This window comes from Sinomicrobium kalidii, from assembly GCF_021183825.1.
In the GTDB taxonomy this organism is placed as follows: Bacteria; Bacteroidota; Bacteroidia; order Flavobacteriales; family Flavobacteriaceae; genus Sinomicrobium; species Sinomicrobium kalidii.
In genome coordinates this window covers 1014689-1031603 of record NZ_CP089211.1, presented here as the reverse complement: position 1 = coordinate 1031603, position 16915 = coordinate 1014689, and the positions used below count along the sequence as shown (strand labels likewise).

General features: G+C 47.3%; 14 protein-coding genes and 1 riboswitch. Of the genes, 9 read left to right on the top strand and 5 right to left on the bottom strand.

What is annotated here, in order from left to right; genetic code table 11:
* Positions 1–4 precede the first annotated feature (4 nt).
* The 3 genes from accC to LS482_RS04010 all read right to left on the bottom strand — a co-directional run bounded on the left by accC (position 5) and on the right by LS482_RS04010 (position 2819).
* Positions 5–1447, bottom strand: coding sequence for an acetyl-CoA carboxylase biotin carboxylase subunit (gene accC, locus LS482_RS04020; protein WP_233030467.1), 1443 nt, complete (start codon positions 1445–1447; stop codon positions 5–7).
* Positions 1448–1532: 85 nt separating this feature from the next.
* Positions 1533–2021, bottom strand: a complete 489-nt coding sequence (locus LS482_RS04015; protein ID WP_233030466.1) for an acyl-CoA carboxylase biotin carboxyl carrier protein subunit — start codon at positions 2019–2021, stop codon at positions 1533–1535.
* Between the two features lie 123 nt (positions 2022–2144).
* Complete coding sequence (locus LS482_RS04010; protein WP_233030465.1) at positions 2145–2819, bottom strand: PrsW family intramembrane metalloprotease; 675 nt, start codon at positions 2817–2819, stop codon at positions 2145–2147.
* A gap of 292 nt (positions 2820–3111) precedes the next feature.
* Between LS482_RS04010 and LS482_RS04005 the strand changes: the two genes are divergently transcribed.
* The 9 genes from LS482_RS04005 to LS482_RS03965 all read left to right on the top strand — a co-directional run bounded on the left by LS482_RS04005 (position 3112) and on the right by LS482_RS03965 (position 15173).
* Positions 3112–5229, top strand: coding sequence for a ferredoxin-like domain-containing protein (locus LS482_RS04005; RefSeq protein ID WP_233030464.1), 2118 nt, complete (start codon positions 3112–3114; stop codon positions 5227–5229).
* A 120-nt stretch (positions 5230–5349) separates the two neighbouring features.
* A complete protein-coding gene (gene cobA / locus LS482_RS04000) occupies positions 5350–6153 on the top strand; it encodes a uroporphyrinogen-III C-methyltransferase (protein WP_233030463.1) in 804 nt (267 codons plus the stop codon).
* 18 nt (positions 6154–6171) lie between these two features.
* Complete coding sequence (locus LS482_RS03995; RefSeq protein WP_233030462.1) at positions 6172–6750, top strand: precorrin-2 dehydrogenase/sirohydrochlorin ferrochelatase family protein; 579 nt, start codon at positions 6172–6174, stop codon at positions 6748–6750.
* Positions 6751–6853: 103 nt separating this feature from the next.
* Positions 6854–7912 (top strand): NAD(P)/FAD-dependent oxidoreductase, encoded by a 1059-nt coding sequence (locus LS482_RS03990; protein ID WP_233030461.1) that lies wholly within the window; start codon positions 6854–6856, stop codon positions 7910–7912.
* 191 nt (positions 7913–8103) lie between these two features.
* Positions 8104–8209, top strand: a riboswitch (SAM riboswitch).
* Between the two features lie 121 nt (positions 8210–8330).
* Positions 8331–9335 (top strand): homocysteine S-methyltransferase family protein, encoded by a 1005-nt coding sequence (locus LS482_RS03985; protein WP_233030460.1) that lies wholly within the window; start codon positions 8331–8333, stop codon positions 9333–9335.
* Positions 9336–9462: 127 nt separating this feature from the next.
* Positions 9463–12162, top strand: a complete 2700-nt coding sequence (gene metH / locus LS482_RS03980; protein ID WP_233031793.1) for a methionine synthase — start codon at positions 9463–9465, stop codon at positions 12160–12162.
* 53 nt (positions 12163–12215) lie between these two features.
* Positions 12216–13169 carry a methylenetetrahydrofolate reductase [NAD(P)H] gene (gene metF / locus LS482_RS03975; protein WP_233030459.1) on the top strand — a complete coding sequence of 318 codons (954 nt, stop codon included), beginning with the start codon at positions 12216–12218 and terminating at the stop codon, positions 13167–13169.
* Positions 13170–13319: 150 nt separating this feature from the next.
* Positions 13320–14420, top strand: coding sequence for an acyloxyacyl hydrolase (locus LS482_RS03970; RefSeq protein ID WP_233030458.1), 1101 nt, complete (start codon positions 13320–13322; stop codon positions 14418–14420).
* 9 nt (positions 14421–14429) lie between these two features.
* On the top strand, positions 14430–15173 hold the full coding sequence (locus tag LS482_RS03965) for a head GIN domain-containing protein (protein WP_233030457.1): 744 nt from the start codon (positions 14430–14432) through the stop codon (positions 15171–15173).
* Here the strand turns inward: LS482_RS03965 and LS482_RS03960 are convergent.
* Complete coding sequence (locus LS482_RS03960) at positions 15163–15786, bottom strand: hypothetical protein (RefSeq protein ID WP_233030456.1); 624 nt, start codon at positions 15784–15786, stop codon at positions 15163–15165. The two genes, LS482_RS03965 and LS482_RS03960, sit on opposite strands and share 11 nt — an antisense overlap.
* A gap of 193 nt (positions 15787–15979) precedes the next feature.
* Entirely contained in the window at positions 15980–16894 is a 915-nt protein-coding gene (gene gldA, locus LS482_RS03955; RefSeq protein ID WP_233030455.1) for a gliding motility-associated ABC transporter ATP-binding subunit GldA, read from the bottom strand.
* Between the last annotated feature and the right edge of the window lie 21 nt (positions 16895–16915).

Below are 16915 nucleotides of genomic sequence, written 5' to 3'. Positions count from 1 at the left end.
CGGCTTATAGTTTTGGGAGACGTAATTTTTTCAGGTCTTCGGTATATTGTTTTACAGCGAGCAGGGCGGCTGTTCGGGCAGCATCCTTCTGCGCTGCGAGCAGGGCATCGGGAGTATAGTGATTAGCGACAAAATGCGTGTCAAAATTTCCCGACCGGAACGCTTCGTGGAGGCATACGAACTTTCCGAAAGGCAGGGTGGTCTCCACACCTTTTACGGTATATTGATCAATGGCTTCCACCATGATCTGCAGGGCCTCTTCCCTTGTGCTGCCGTAGGTGATGAGTTTGGCAAGCATGGGGTCGTAATAAATCGGGACGTCCATACCGGCCTCAAAACCGTTGTCCACACGTATGCCCCTGCCGGATGGGATACTGTAATCTTCGAGGTACCCCACGCTGGGAAGGAACTCGTTCAGCGGGTCTTCGGCATATACCCGCAATTCCAGGGCATGTCCCCTTATTTCCAGGTCTTCCTGTTTTAAAGGCAGTTTTTCTCCCCGGGCCACCCTTATTTGCAGTTCTACGAGATCAGTTCCCGTGATGAGCTCGGTAACCGGGTGTTCCACCTGCAGGCGGGTATTCATTTCCAGGAAATAAAAATTCAGGTTTTCATCCATCAGGAATTCCACGGTCCCGGCACCGCGATAATCACAGGCTTTGGCCACTTTAACCGCAGCTTCCCCCATTTCAGCTCGGAGTTCCGGGGTGAGTATAACCGAAGGCGCCTCCTCGATCACTTTCTGATGCCTGCGCTGTATACTGCACTCCCGTTCGAAGAGGTGAATGATGTTCCCGTGATTATCAGCCATCACCTGTATTTCCACATGCCTGGGCGAAGCGACGTACTTTTCGATAAAGACCGCCTCGTCGCCGAATGCCGACCGCGCCTCACTGACGGCTCTTGTCATTTGTGTTTCCAGGTCTTTTTCGGCTTTTACGATACGCATACCTTTTCCTCCGCCCCCGGCAGATGCTTTTATAAGTATAGGGTAGCCGATGTCCTTGGCAATACGTTTGGCATCGGCAATGTCTGTGATTGCTTTTTCGGTTCCCGGAACCATCGGGATGTCATATGCCTTAACAGCTTCCTTGGCAGCGAGTTTACTGCCCATGACCCGGATAGATTCTGACAGGGGGCCTATAAAAGTTAGGTTGCCGGCTTCGGTCTGCTCTGCAAATTCGGCATTTTCACTCAGGAATCCATAGCCCGGATGGATAGCGTCTGCCCCCAGTTCTTGAGCTGTACGGATAATTACATCGGCATTGAGATAGGATTTTTCCGCCGGGGCTTCTCCAATACAGACTGCTTCGTCTGCATATTTTACATGCGGGGAGTTCCTGTCTGCTTCAGAGTAAACGGCAACAGTGCTGATCCCCATTTTTCTGGCTGTGCGCATTATGCGTATGGCAATCTCTCCCCGGTTGGCTATCAGTATTTTTTTCACAACATGGTGTTTAGGTTAAACAATAGCATGAGTATTGGTATCAGGGATGCGGAGTTCACTTTTGTCCGTGGGCCGGTATATGGCATTATTCCTCGAATATCAACAAGAGCTGTTTTTTGTCCACAGCATCTCCTTTTTTGACTGTGACGGATTTAATAGTGCCGTTGCGTGGTGAAAGGATAACATTTTCCATTTTCATGGCTTCGAGTACGATCAGGGTGTCGTTTTCGCTGACGGTCTGCCCGGGTTCTGCCTGTACGTCCAGCACGAGTCCCGGCATGGGAGCCTTGATTTCCAGTATATGTTCGGCTGCTTTCCGGGTGAATCCCATATCCTCGATAAGCTGGTCCAGGTCATCGGATATTTGTACCCTGTAGGTTTCCCCGTCCATCCGGATGGTATAGGTCTTGTTCAGGAAATCGGCCGCAGTTATTTCGGCTTTCCGCGACCTGTGGTCTTTTAGCAGATGAAAGGCATCCTTCCCGTTCCCGGCTACATTTAATGCCGTAATATCTCGGGTGTCGATCGTAAAATCGAAGGTATCATTAACCTTTGTTTTGTATGTTTTGTCCATAGACGACGAAATATTTTAATTCGCACATTTCGGGGTAGGAAACCGGAAAGGTTCAGGTGGATCCCCGTGTTTTGGCACTACCTGATCTTCCGGCTTAGGTATAAAGATATAAATTCTTTCGCGTTAGAGCCTAAACCGGGAACTGTCCTGGTGTTTTTTTATGACTTTCCGGGACAGGAAAATCGCTATGACCAGGGAAACCAGCGCACCTGTCCATGTGCCGGGAATAAAATTGATGAACAGAAAAAAATCATAGGCCCCGTGAAATAAAACAGCGAATAGCAACCCGTACAAATTTAATGTGGTCCTGTTTCGGGAAAACTTGGCCTTCCCCATAAAATACCCCATGAGTATACCAAAAGTGGCATGTGCAGGGACTGCCGTGAATGCCCTGAGGAGCGCCACTTCATAACCACCGCCGAGCACGTAAAAAATATTTTCGGTAGCCGCAAATCCCATGGAGACCATCACGGCATAAACAATACCGTCAAAACGTTCGTTGAAAGCCTTTTTGGGTTGGGCAAAATAGCGGACTACAACGTATTTGCTGAATTCCTCGGTAAGGGCCACCACGAGAAAGGCCTTTATGAACTGCTGTAGTATACTGCCATTGTCAGGCAAAGGCAATATCGTGTTATATACAAACGAAAGAATAACGGTGAGGATAACACTCACCACAGTGCCCAGGACAAAACTGTAGAACAGGAGGCGCAGCGGTTCTTTTTCATATTTATCCTTGATATAGATATAAAGGAGGATGGCAGCTACGGGTGCTAAGGCGAGGACGATTAGATTCATGGATGAAAAATAAGCAAAAAAAAATAAAATTTTGCATTATCGTAAGTTTAAGAAACATCTGAACAGGCAACCTTAATCAGAATACCGGTTCCCGGATAATCGTCTTCACCCGACTTATATGATGTGTTGGTCCCGGGGGAATCCGGAATATTTTTTCCTTGTCTGACCGCATTTAACTATTTTACCGGGCAGTGTGATAAAAAAAGTTGTTTAATTCTATAGTTTATAAAGAATTATCTCTTACATTTGCATTATAAACCTATAAACCTATCGATTAAATAGACTAATAGAAATGCAGAGCTTTAGGACAGAAATAGAGAATCCCGTTGTTGAAAAAGATATTGTCGAACTGGAACGAAAAATACGATTGTTCCGCGATGGGAAAATAGACGAAGAGCGCTTCAGGAGCCTGCGGCTGGCCAGGGGAGTCTATGGTCAGCGACAGCCCGGTGTGCAGATGATACGAATAAAGTTACCTTACGGAAAGGTAACGGGGGAACAATTACATCGTATAGCCGATGTTTCTGATGAATATTCTACCGGACGCCTGCATATTACCACCAGGCAGGACATACAGATACACTATGTGAGCCTGGAACGAACCCCGGAATTGTGGGCGCAACTGGAAAAAGATGATGTAACCATCCGGGAAGCCTGTGGTAACACGGTGCGGAATGTCACTGCCAGCGAAACTGCGGGGGTTGATATCAACGAAGTTTTTGATGTTACACCGTACGCTCACGCCACTTTTCAGCATATGCTGCGGAATCCCGTGGGGCAGGAGATGGGGCGGAAATTTAAAATATCGTTCTCTTCCTCCGATGAAGATACGGCCCTGAGCTATATGCACGACCTTGGGTTTATCCCGAAAATAGAAAATGGTAAACGCGGGTTCAAAGTATTGCTCGGCGGAGGGCTCGGTTCACAGCCCCGGCACGCTGACGTTATTTATGAATTTCTCGAAGAAGAACGTATTATCCCGCTTATAGAAGGGGTTGTCCGTGTTTTTGACCGGTACGGCGAAAGGGCCAAACGGATGAAAGCAAGGATGAAATTTTTGCTGAAGGATATGGGGGCGGAAGAATTTATCCGCCTGGTAAAAGAAGAACAGAAGGCATTGTCGCACAAGGAATACGCTATCGATACCGATGGTTTCGACAGTCATGCCATAGCTTTGAAAAACCTGGAACACATAGAAATTCCTGAAGTAGAGATAGAAGATAAGGAGACTTACGAACAATGGAAAAGGACCAACGTAATTCCGCAAAAACAGGAAGGTTTTGTAGCCATAGGTATAAAAGTACTCCTGGGAGATTTTTATACGGATAAGGCCAGGAAACTGGCAGACCTTATAAAGGATTACGCGGGTAATGAATTGCGGCTTTCCCTGAGACAGAATATTTTGCTGCGTCACGTACGGGAAGACCTGTTGCCGTTCTTTTATGTGGAACTGGGCAAACTGGGCTTCACCGATGCGGGCTACAACACCACGGCAGATATTACTGCCTGCCCCGGCACCGATACCTGTAACCTGGGTATTGCCAACAGTACCGGAATAGCAGAGGTACTGGAAGGTGTATTGAAAGAAGAATATCCGGAGTACCTGAACAATAAGGACGTCGCGATAAAAATAAGCGGATGTATGAATGCCTGCGGCCAGCATATGATGGCCCATATCGGTTTTCAGGGAATGTCCATCCGGTCTGGAAAACTGGTAGCTCCCGCCCTGCAGGTGCTGCTCGGCGGAGGTGTACTGGGGAACGGGAACGGAAGGTTTTCTGACAAAGTGATAAAAATACCCAGCAAACGCGGTCCGAATGCATTGCGGACCATCCTGGATGACTTTAAAGCCAATGTGAACGGAAACGAAACATTCCTGGATTATTATGACCGGCAGGGAAAAACGTATTTTTACGACATCCTGAAACCGCTTTCGGATACGGATAACCTTACGGAAGACGAGTTTAAAGATTGGGGACATACCGAAAACTATAAACAGGAAGTGGGAGTAGGTGAATGTGCCGGCGTAGTTATTGACCTCGTGGCCACACTCCTGTATGAGAGCGAAGAGAAAATAGACAATGCAGACGAGTCCATAAAAGAACAGCGCTGGGCAGATGGTATTTATCATTCCTATTCGGCACTGGTAAATACCGCAAAAGCCCTGTTGCTGTCTGAAAATAAAAAGACCAATACCCATGCCGGTATCATAAAGCAATTTCAGGAAGTTTTTGTAGATGAAGGAAAGGTACGGCTGGACGGTACGAACGGGGGCACTTTCTCAGACCTGGTTTACCAGATCAACAAGAATGAACCTTCCGAAGATTTCGCAACCAAATACTTGGCCGATTCCAGGACATTCCTGAACCGGATAAAAGCATACAGGGAACAGGAACTGGTGGCAAGCTGAGAAGCAGCCCCGAAACTATAGGACGGATAAGTGAAAATGATGAACCGTCAGGTTGAGCGTAGTCGAGACCTTTCTGTTCCGACCGATCCGGATCAAATGACAGCCCGTTTTTAGATAAACATGAAAAAACCGAAATTAATAGTAGTAGGAGCAGGCCCCGGTGATGCGGAGCTGATCACCCTGAAGGGGATAAAGGCATTGCAAGAAGCAGATGTAGTACTGTACGATGCCCTTATCAACAGGGATATCCTGGAGCATGCCGTGAATGCCGAAAAGATTTTCGTAGGGAAACGAAAGGGATACCATGCCCATACCCAGGAAGAGATCAACAGGCTTATCGTACAGCGTGCTTTTGAATGCGGAACGGTAGTGCGGCTCAAAGGGGGAGACCCGTTTATCTTCGGACGCGGTACCGAAGAGATCGATTATGCCGAAAGTTTCGGCGTAGAGACCGGGGTTGTGCCCGGGATCACTTCTTCTGTTGCCGTACCTGCATATCAGGGGATATCGCTTACCAAAAGACATGTCACCGAAAGTTTCTGGGTGGTAACGGGAACCACGTCTTCCGGGAAATTATCCGGAGACATACGCCTTGCCGCACAGTCTACGGCTACGGTGGTGATACTGATGGGAATGAGCAGGCTGAATGCTATCATGGAGCTGTTCCGTGAATACGGAAAAGGGGAAGTCCCCGTAGCGGTGATCCAGAACGGTACCACAGCCCATGAGAACCTGGGGTGCGGAACCGTAAACACCATCGGGGAAGTGGTGCGCAACAAAAAACTGGGCACCCCGGCCGTCATCGTTATAGGCGAAGTGGTAAGGGAAAGTGTAAAGCTCAGGGGGTTGTTCGAAGAAATGAATACATTAGTGTCCCCTGCCCATGATTCCGTCCGGAAAAACGCAGCGTTGTTTAAGAGATAATAGAGTTTTCGGAAAACTATGGAAAAGAACGAATTATACCCGGTATTCCTGAAATTACACGAACTGAATGTGCTGATCGTGGGAGGCGGCAATGTAGGCCATGAAAAACTGTCCTTCATGCTAAAGTCCAGTCCTGCCGCCAGGGTGATCATAGTCGCCGAGGAGTTTTGTCACGAGGTGAAGGTGCTGGCCGAAAAACACGGGGTGCCCCTCCTTTTGAGGCCGTACACTACCAATGTGCTGCACAAGAAACACCTGGTCATAGCTGCAACCAGTGACCCGGAGGTCAACAAGCAGATATGTGAAGATGCCAGGGAGAGGAACATACTGGTCAATGTAGCGGATACTCCGGAATTATGTGATTTTTATCTCGGGGGGGTCGTAACCAAGGGAAATGTAAAGATTGCCATTTCCACCAACGGAAAGTCGCCCACCATGGCCAAAAGACTGCGGCAGCTTTTCGAAGAGATTATCCCCGACGATATTAACGAACTCGTGGAAAACCTGAACCGCTACCGCGGTACCCTGAAGGAAAATTTCGAAAACAAGGTGGAAAAACTAAACCACATCACCCGCTCATTCATCAATAAAAGCTAAACAATTCCCACCTTGAAGGGGACTCCTTCAGACCAAAAAAATAAAAAAATCGCTGTAAAAGAAAAAGATTAACACTACAATAAATATATAACAGAAACAGAAAATGATAAAGACGGATATTTTAATTATCGGCGCCGGACCAACCGGTCTGTTTACGGTCTTTGAGGCCGGGTTGTTAAAATTAAAGACACATTTGATCGATGCCCTGCCGCAACCGGGGGGGCAATGTTCCGAATTGTATCCTAAAAAACCTATATACGACATTCCCGGTTTCCCGGAGATCAAGGCAGGTGACCTGGTGGATAATCTGATGGAACAGATAAAGCCTTTCAGTCCCGGGTTTACATTGGGAGAGCGGGCAGAGACCATAGAAAAACTCGAGGATGGAACTTTTATCGTGACCACCAATAAAGGGACACAACACCATGCTCCGGTAATAGCCATTGCGGGAGGATTGGGTTCCTTTGAACCGAAAAAACCCCTTATTGACAATATTACGGATTACGAAGACAAGGGGGTAGCCTATATGATCAAGGACCCCGAAGTCTACAGGGATAAGAAGGTAATCATAGCCGGGGGCGGTGATTCGGCGTTGGATTGGTCTATTTTCCTGGCCGATGTCGCATCCGAAGTTACACTGGTACACCGCAGGAACGAGTTCCGCGGAGCACTGGATTCCGTGGAAAAAGTGGGAGAACTGGCAAAACTCGGAAAAGTCAACCTCGTTACCCAGGCCGAAGTTGTGGGGCTGCTCGGGGAAGATGAACTGAATTCCGTAGTCATACGCCATAAAGAAGAAGGAGAGTTTATCCGGGATACGGATTACTTTATTCCCCTGTTCGGTCTGTCTCCCAAACTGGGGCCTATTGCCAACTGGGGGGTGGAGATTGAAAAGAATGCCATTAAAGTGGACAATTCTTATGATTATTCCACCAATATACCCGGTATCTATGCCATAGGGGATGTAAATACCTATAAGGGAAAATTAAAACTGATCCTCTCCGGTTTCCACGAAGCGGCCATTATGTGCCAGAGTGCCTATCAACGTATATTCCCCGACAAACGATATGTGATGAAATACACCACCGTAGGCGGAATACAAGGTTTTGACGGTTCCAGGAAAGAAGCCAAGAAAGAGGTCATCAGGGCCATCGAGGTATAATCGGTCCGTTACATGGCGGGCCATGTAGAGACGCACGGCCGTGCGTCTCCCACGGAATGTAAAATCGAATATATAATGATCATGTATACAGCCCTGCAGGGATTTACCCGCAGGGCTGTATAGCAATAAAAAACACAATTAGCTTGCAAATGAAAAAGGGATTACATTTCTTTGCAGTCTGATTTACTGAGCAGTTATCAAGAAAGGCAGAGGGACTAGACCCGGTGAAGCCTTAGCAACCCTCCTTCGTGGAGAAGGTGCTAAATTCTACCCTGTACCGACAGGGACAGATGACGAAAATACTTCCCGTATTTTTCCCCTGTTTCCTGATAGCTTTTATAAATGTAACCATCGTTACGGTTGAATGTCGGTTTTTTTACCTTCGTTGCTGTGTAACGGTCATTAACTATGTCATCTCATGAGTGCATTAAGAGAAGAACTGCAAAAAAGGATACTGGTACTGGACGGTGCCATGGGGACCATGCTTCAGGAGTACCGGTTTACGGAAGAAGATTTCCGGGGAGAGCGATTTAAGGATTATCAGCACCCCCTGAAAGGAAATAACGACCTGTTGTCACTGACGCAACCCAAAGCGATCGCAGATATTCATGCCAAATATTTTGAGGTGGGCGCCGATATTGTGGAAACAAATACATTTTCGTCCACAACCATCGCCATGGCCGATTACCATATGGAAGACCTGGTGTACGAACTGAATTATGAATCGGCAAGGATAGCCCGGGAGGTGGCGGATAGATTTACTTCAGAAAACCCGGAAAAACCCAGGTTTGTTGCCGGAGCCATAGGCCCCACCAACAAAACGGCCAGCATGTCGCCCGATGTTAACGATCCCGGATACAGGGCCATTAGTTTCGACGAACTCAAAACGGCATATAAACAGCAGGCAGAAGCACTGGTAGACGGAGGAGTGGATATTCTCCTTGTGGAAACCATTTTCGACACCCTGAACGCCAAGGCCGCCCTTTTTGCCATAGAGGAAATGAAAGAAGAACAAGGCTTGGACACACCTGTAATGGTTAGCGGTACTATTACAGATGCCTCGGGAAGGACCCTTTCCGGGCAGACGGTAGAGGCCTTTTTGATCTCCATAACGCATATCCCCTTGCTCAGCGTAGGGTTTAACTGTGCCCTGGGGGCCGATCAGTTAAAACCCTACCTGAAACGGCTGGGACAAAACACCGATCTCAATATCTCGGCCCATCCCAATGCCGGGTTGCCCAATGCTTTCGGGGAATATGACCAGACTCCCGAAGAAATGCAGGCCCAGATAAAGGAATACCTGAACGATAATCTGGTCAATATTATAGGGGGATGTTGCGGGACTACCCCGGAACACATCAGGCTTATCGTTGAGGCGGTGGCACAGTACGGTCCGAGGAAACCGGAAGTGGCAAGCTACTGAGCAATATACGGTCCGAATCGTTCCTTCAGGGCCGGATTCAAAATGAGGGAGAAACAAATTATATCGGTCGACACAAGTGGAAAAAGAAATAACAGAAGGGAATACATACGATAATGATCAGAAGGAGATAAAAAGCGGTAAAGCGGCCCGACCGTTAAAACTGTCGGGGCTCGAACCTCTGATTATTACACCCGAGAGCAATTTTATCAATATTGGTGAGCGGACCAACGTTACCGGATCACGCAGGTTCCTGCGTCTTATCAAAGAAGAAAAATATAACGAAGCCCTGGAAGTGGCCAGGGCACAGGTTGAAGGAGGTGCCCAGATCATTGATGTGAACATGGACGAAGGGATGATAGACGGGGCGAGTACCATGACCACCTTTTTGAACCTTATCGCGTCCGAACCCGACATTTCCCGCGTCCCGATCATGATCGACAGTTCCAAATGGGAGATCATAGAGGCCGGCCTCAAGGTGGTACAGGGAAAATGTGTGGTAAATTCCATCAGCCTGAAAGAAGGGGAAGAGGTATTTATCCGTCATGCCAAGACCATTAGGAGGTTCGGTGCAGCCGTTATTGTCATGGCATTTGATGAAGCAGGGCAGGCCGATACCTACGAACGGCGGATTGAGATTTGTAAGCGTTCCTATGATATTCTGGTGGAGCGGGTGAAATTTTCTCCGGAAGACATCATATTCGACCCCAATATTTTTCCCGTGGGTACGGGAATGGAAGAGCACCGTAAAAATGCGGTAGATTTCTTCAGGGCCACCAAATGGATCAGGGAAAACCTTCCCTATGCCAGTGTAAGCGGAGGGGTGAGCAATGTTTCTTTTTCTTTCCGGGGCAACAATACGGTGCGTGAAGCGATGAATGCTGCGTTCCTGTACCATGCCATACAGCACGGCATGAACATGGGGATCGTAAACCCCGAAATGCTTGAAGTCTATGATGAAATTCCGAAAGAACTGCTGGTATATATAGAAGATGTACTCCTGGACCGGAGGGATGACGCTACCGAACGCTTGCTGGATTATGCAGAACAGGTAAAGGGAAACGGAAAGACTTCGGAGAAAAAACGACAGGAATGGCGTTCTTTGGATTTACAGGAACGGGTAACGCATGCCCTGGTAAAAGGTATAGATGAATTTATAGAGACCGATGTAGAAGAAGCCCGGCTTCAGGTAGACAGGCCCATAGAGGTGATCGAGACCTATCTGATGAACGGTATGAACGTGGTGGGCGACCTCTTCGGAAGCGGAAAAATGTTTCTGCCCCAGGTGGTGAAATCTGCCCGGGTAATGAAAAAAGCAGTAGCCTATCTGCTCCCGTTTATCGAGGAAGAAAAGAAAAAGTTGCCCGGAGGGGCCGGGGAAGCCCGGGCGGTAGGAAAAATACTCATGGCCACCGTTAAAGGTGATGTGCACGATATCGGAAAGAATATCGTGAGTGTAGTGCTCGGATGTAACAATTACGAAGTAGTGGACCTCGGTGTCATGGTGCCGCCCGAAAAAATCATCCAGACCGCCCTGGACGAAAATGTGGACATTATCGGTCTTAGTGGACTTATCACCCCGTCACTGGACGAAATGGTTTACCTGGCCAAGGAGCTGGACAAACTGGATATCAATATCCCCGTGCTTATAGGGGGAGCTACGACTTCCAGGGCACATACGGCCGTAAAAATAGCCCCGGCATACCGGGAGACCGTGGTGCATGTCAATGATGCATCGCGTGCAGTGACCGTGGCCAGTAACCTGCTCAACGCGAAGACGAAGACCGAATACTGCAAATCAATCAGGCTGGAATACGACAAGTTGCGCGAGGGGTTCCTCAACCGTTCCAAGGTGAAAGAATACCTTAGCATTGCCGGTGCCAGACAAAATAAATTGCAGTTGGACTGGGAGAACTATAAACCTGTAAAACCTGCGAAACCCGGTGTGCACAGCATAGAAGTAGACCTGGAAGAACTGCTGGACTATATAGATTGGACTCCCTTTTTCCGTACGTGGGACCTTCACGGAAAATACCCGGACATTCTCACGGATCAGGTGGTGGGTGAACAGGCGGTTTCCCTTTTTGAAGACGCACGAAAGATGCTGGCGGCTTTGACCGGGGAAAAATGGTTGCGGGCCAAAGGTGTTTATGGCCTTTTCCCGGCAAACCAGGTCAATGATGATGATATAGCAATTTATGATGAAGAGGGCAATCAGGTTGATACGTTCCTGACCCTCCGGCAGCAATCCAAAAAGAACAAAAGGGCCTCTAATATAGCCCTGGCCGATTTTGTAGCACCTGAAACCACAGGGATCCGCGATTATGTAGGGGCGTTTTGCGTTACCGCAGGCTTTGGTGTAGAAGAAAAAGCAGCCGAATTTGAAAAGGAACACGACGATTATAATTCCATTATGATAAAAGCCCTGGCTGACAGGCTGGCGGAAGCTTTTGCCGAATACCTGCATAAGAAAGTACGAACGGAATTCTGGGGATATGCCACAGGAGAATCCCTGACCAACGACGAACTCATCAGGGAGTCCTATAAAGGAATCCGCCCGGCACCCGGTTATCCCGCCTGTCCGGATCATCTGGAAAAACAGACGATCTGGAAGTTGTTGCGGGTGGAAGAGAATACCGGGGTAAAACTTACCGAAAGCCTTGCTATGTGGCCTGCATCTTCTGTTTCCGGGTATTATTTCGGGCATCCGGAAAGCAAGTATTTCGGACTGGGAAAGATCAAGGAAGACCAGGTGGCCGATTACGCTGAAAGAAGAGGGATTCCGCTTGAAACGGCTCAAAAATGGCTGAACCCGAACATAGCAGATTAATTTTATAACCAACAATAAACCGGTAATTCCGGATCGCTGAACGAAGCTGAAACATGAAAGTAACAGAACATATAGAACAGGCCAACGGGAAAACCCTGTTTTCGTTTGAAATTGTGCCGCCGCAAAAGGGGGCGAACATACAGGACCTGTACAATAACATAGATCCCCTGATGGAGTTTAAACCGCCGTTTATCGATGTCACCACTTCCAGGGAAGAATATGTGTACATCGAAAAAGACGGGTTGCTCGACCGTAAGATCGTACGGATGCGCCCCGGAACCGTGGGTATTTGTGCTTCCATAAAACACAAATATAAAGTGGATACCGTGCCCCACGTGCTTTGTGGCGGGTTTACCTGTGAAGAGACCGAATACATGCTGGTCGATTGCCACTACCTGGGTATCGAAAATGTTATGGCGCTCCGGGGAGACGCCATGAAGCACCAGCGCTATTTTGAACCTACAAAAGGAGGGCATACCTATGCCAATGAACTGGTAAAGCAGATCAGGGACATAACCCGTGGAAAATACCTCCACGATGTGGCGGAAACCAATAACAAGCCCGATTTTTGCATTGGAGTAGCCGGTTATCCCGAAAAACACCTGGAAGCCCCTTCACTGGACTATGACCTGAAAAAACTTCAGGAAAAAGTGGACTCGGGAGCGGATTATGTGGTGACCCAGATGTTTTTCGACAACAGCAAATTCTTTGAGTTTGTAAAGAAAGCCCGGGAAATGGGGATTAATGTGCCCATTATTCCCGGAATTAAGCCCATTGCGGTAAAACGACACCTGCAGTTACTGCCGCAGGTATTTAAAATAGACCTGCCGGAGGACCTTATTCATGCCGTGGAGCAATGTAAAAATAACAAGGAAGTAAGACAGGTAGGTATCGAATGGTGTATACGGCAATCCAGGGAATTAAAAGATGCAGGTGTCCCCGTTTTGCATTATTATTCCATGGGAAAATCAGACAATATCAGGAAGATCGCTTCGGAAGTATTTTGATAAGACATAGGGATGCAGGACGAAAGGAGGTAAGACACAAGACATTAAGAGAAGATATCCCGGGGCTTACCTCCTGTGTCCGGAAGTCTTAAGTCTGTCTCCTCCGTTTATGTAGAAAATAAAATATACTTTTGTGCTGAATTCAACGGCATGAAGAGAGTATTTTTTGGCTTTTTTATAATATTCCAGGTGTTTGTTTCCGGACAGGAAAAAGAAGGGGGCAAACACTTTTCCTATATAGATGTCAATTATTTCTACGGGAATATAGCGCTCCACAATACCGATATTCAACACCTTATTACCGGCCACCCGGAAGGGATGATCCTGAGCTGGAACCGGAAAACCTTCGGGGAAAACGAATGGGAACAACGTTTTAACTATCCGGATTATGGGGTTTCCATGAGCTATCAGAACCTGAAAAACGGATATTTGGGTGAGAATTATGGTCTTTACGCCCATTACAATTTCTATTTCTTCAAGCGAAACCTGATGTTGCGTATAGGGCAGGGACTGGCCTATACCACCAACCCGTACGATAAGGAGGAAAATTACCGGAATATTGCCTTCGGGTCGCAGATCATGAGCAGTACCTACCTCATGCTTAACTATAAGAAGGAGCGGATTATAGACCGGATAGGCCTTCAGGCAGGTTTTTCCCTGATCCATTATTCCAATGCCAATGTCAAGGCTCCGAATACCAGTATTAACAGTATTGCGTTCAATATCGGTGTCAATTACCAGTTGGACGAAGAACAACCGGAATTTATACGGACAGTCGGTCATGAAAGGTTTACAGAGCCCGTCAGGTTCAATATGATATTCCGTTCCGGAGTAAATGAAAGTGATATTGTAAACAGCGGGCAGTACCCTTTTTATATTTTTTCATTTTATGCCGATAAACGGTTGAGCAGAAAAAGTGCCGTACAACTGGGAACTGACGTCTTCTATTCCAATTTCCTGAAAGAATATATAAAATTCAAAAGTATAGCCTACCCTGAAGATGGTATTTCCGGGAATGAGGATTACAAAAGAGCCGGAATGTTTATAGGGCACGAGTTGTTTGTAAACAGGCTGTCCCTGATTACACAACTGGGGTATTATGTGTATTACCCGGTAGATTTTGAGGGACGGTTTTACCAACGTGTAGGGCTGAAATACTATCTTAATGATAAAATATTCGGGGCGTTGACCCTGAAAACACATGCGGCCAAGGCTGAGGCCGTGGAATTTGGTATGGGGATACGCTTATAATTCGGACAGATGAGAAAACTGGCATGTATATTTATGGTGCTTCTCCTTTCCTGTAACAGTGAGGATGGCAACGACTGTTTTAAAACGGCCGGTAGTACGGTACGGCGTGAAGTCGAAGTAACGGGTTTTACGACGATCCTGGTCAGGGAAGGAGTGGAAATGGTGCTGAAGGAAGGCCAACAACACAGCGTGGTCGTAGAAACGGGGAAAAACCTGGTCAATGACATCAGGGCCGAAGTAAATGACGGACAATTAGTCCTTTCCAATACTGCTTCCTGTAATTTTCTGAGGGACTACGATAAAACAACAATATACGTAACTGCCCCGGATATTACTGAAATACGGAGTTCCACCCAGTTCGATATCCGGTCGGACGGAGTGCTTACCTACCCGGACCTCAGGATTGTTTCCGAAAACTATCAGAGCGACTATCAAAATGTAGGTGATTTTTACCTGCATATGGAAAACAACAGTTTCGGGCTGGTGTTTAACAATCTGTCCAATTGCTATCTGAAGGGGAGTACGAAAAGAGTGAACCTCTATCTTGCGGCAGGGAATTCCCGTATCGAAGCTGCAGATTTTATTGCGGATGAAGTACATATCTATCACCGCAGTTCCAACGATATTATTGTTCATCCCGTACAGCGTATTTCAGGAGATATTTACAGCACGGGTGACATCATATCCGTAAACCGTCCTCCCGAGGTGGATATCACGGAGCATTACAGGGGAAAATTGCGATTCAGGGATTAAATGATTCTTCCTTTACCCTGAGAAGCCATGCGATCATCAATCCGAAAATTGTGATAATGGCAGGCAGGTAAATATTGAAACTCCACCTGTTGAGGAGATCTATTTCCAGGTACATGCCCAACAACCTTATGCCCAGGCGGATGGCGTTGATACCGAAGGCTATGTTTATCAGGATATTTATTTTGCGACGATTGGAAAATTTAAATGCAAGAATGGTGCTTCCGATAGCCTGTGTTAACATTAACGGGAAATACAAGGCGTATTGAACGGACTGAAACAAGGTGTATTGCATTAAAATGTTTTCCTTATCACTGCCTTTCGAAACAAAAGCACCGGGAAGAGAGCGCTGTATGTAAAACAATTCGACAGAGCGGATAAGGATCTCCAGGAAACAGAAGCTGAACAACCCGATAAAGGCACACGCCGTGAGTGTAAAATTGTAGTTCAGGTTATAGGAACAGATGACCAGGAATACATGGATCATCAGAAAAAAGGAGACGAGAAGCAGAAATGAACGCCAGAGATGGATGTCCGTGGCCTCCCTGATCAGTCGTTCCGCGGGAGTTTCTGCTGAGGGGGAAGTTGCGAATATGTAAAACTGAAATCCCTGCACCAAAAGGTAAAAAAAAAGGATGACGGCGGCAACCTGTCTGTTTTTTTGATCTGAAAAACCGGTTATCCTCAACGTGCCCGCGAATTTTATATGGATGATAACAGAACCTGAAGTTAAGCAAAATATTTGATTATATGCTTATTTTCAATGTGGTATGTATGGAGTTCCGGTTGCCGGAACGAAATATTCAGGATTATTGGGCCTTGGTCAATTCCCGGAACAGACTTTCCAGGTTCCGGTTCTTTTTGTTGAGCTGCAGGGTCTTTAGCCCGTTGTCGTGGGCAAAATCAAATACGGTCGGCCGCATGTCCTTCGAAGTGTCAAACCGGAGTTCGTAGACAAAGTCGTAAATATTGTTTACTGAAGCGATGTTCGGAAGGTTTTCCAATAAAACAGGTTCCACCCGGTAATCGAATTCCACCTCGATAATTTGTGCGGTTCCTTCCCTCAGGGAAGCCAGTTTTTTGTCCGCCGCGATTGTTCCCTTATTGATAATGATCACCCTGTCGCAGATAGCCTCTACTTCCTGCATGATATGGGTGGAGAGCAGTACGGTCTTTTCACTCCCCATGTCCCTGATGAGTCCCCTGATCTCGACAAGCTGGTTAGGGTCAAGGCCGGTAGTGGGCTCATCGAGAATAAGTACTTCCGGATCGTGCAGCATGGCCGCGGCAAGTCCGGCACGCTGGCGGTATCCCTTGGAAAGCTGTCCTATCTTTTTATGAGCCTCCGGCGCAAGTCCGGTAAGTTCGATAACCTCTGCAATACGGTCTTTCCGGATTCTTTTCCCCGCCGACCGGTATACGGAAGCACTGAAACCGAGGTATTCCTTTACGTACATATCCAGGTACAAGGGATTGTGTTCCGGGAGATACCCGATGCTTTTCTGGACCTCCTTTTTCCGGGTGGTCACATCACAACCATTTAGCCTGGCCCGGCCGCTGTCGGCAGTAATATAGGTGGTCAGTATCTTCATCAGGGTCGATTTTCCGGCACCGTTGGGCCCAAGGAATCCCACGATCTCACCTTTTTGTATGGCGAAGGATACGGCGTCCAGGGCTTTTTGGTTTCCGTAAGTCTTGGATATATCGGTAACTTCTATAGACATGGTTCGGATGTTTAGCGGCTG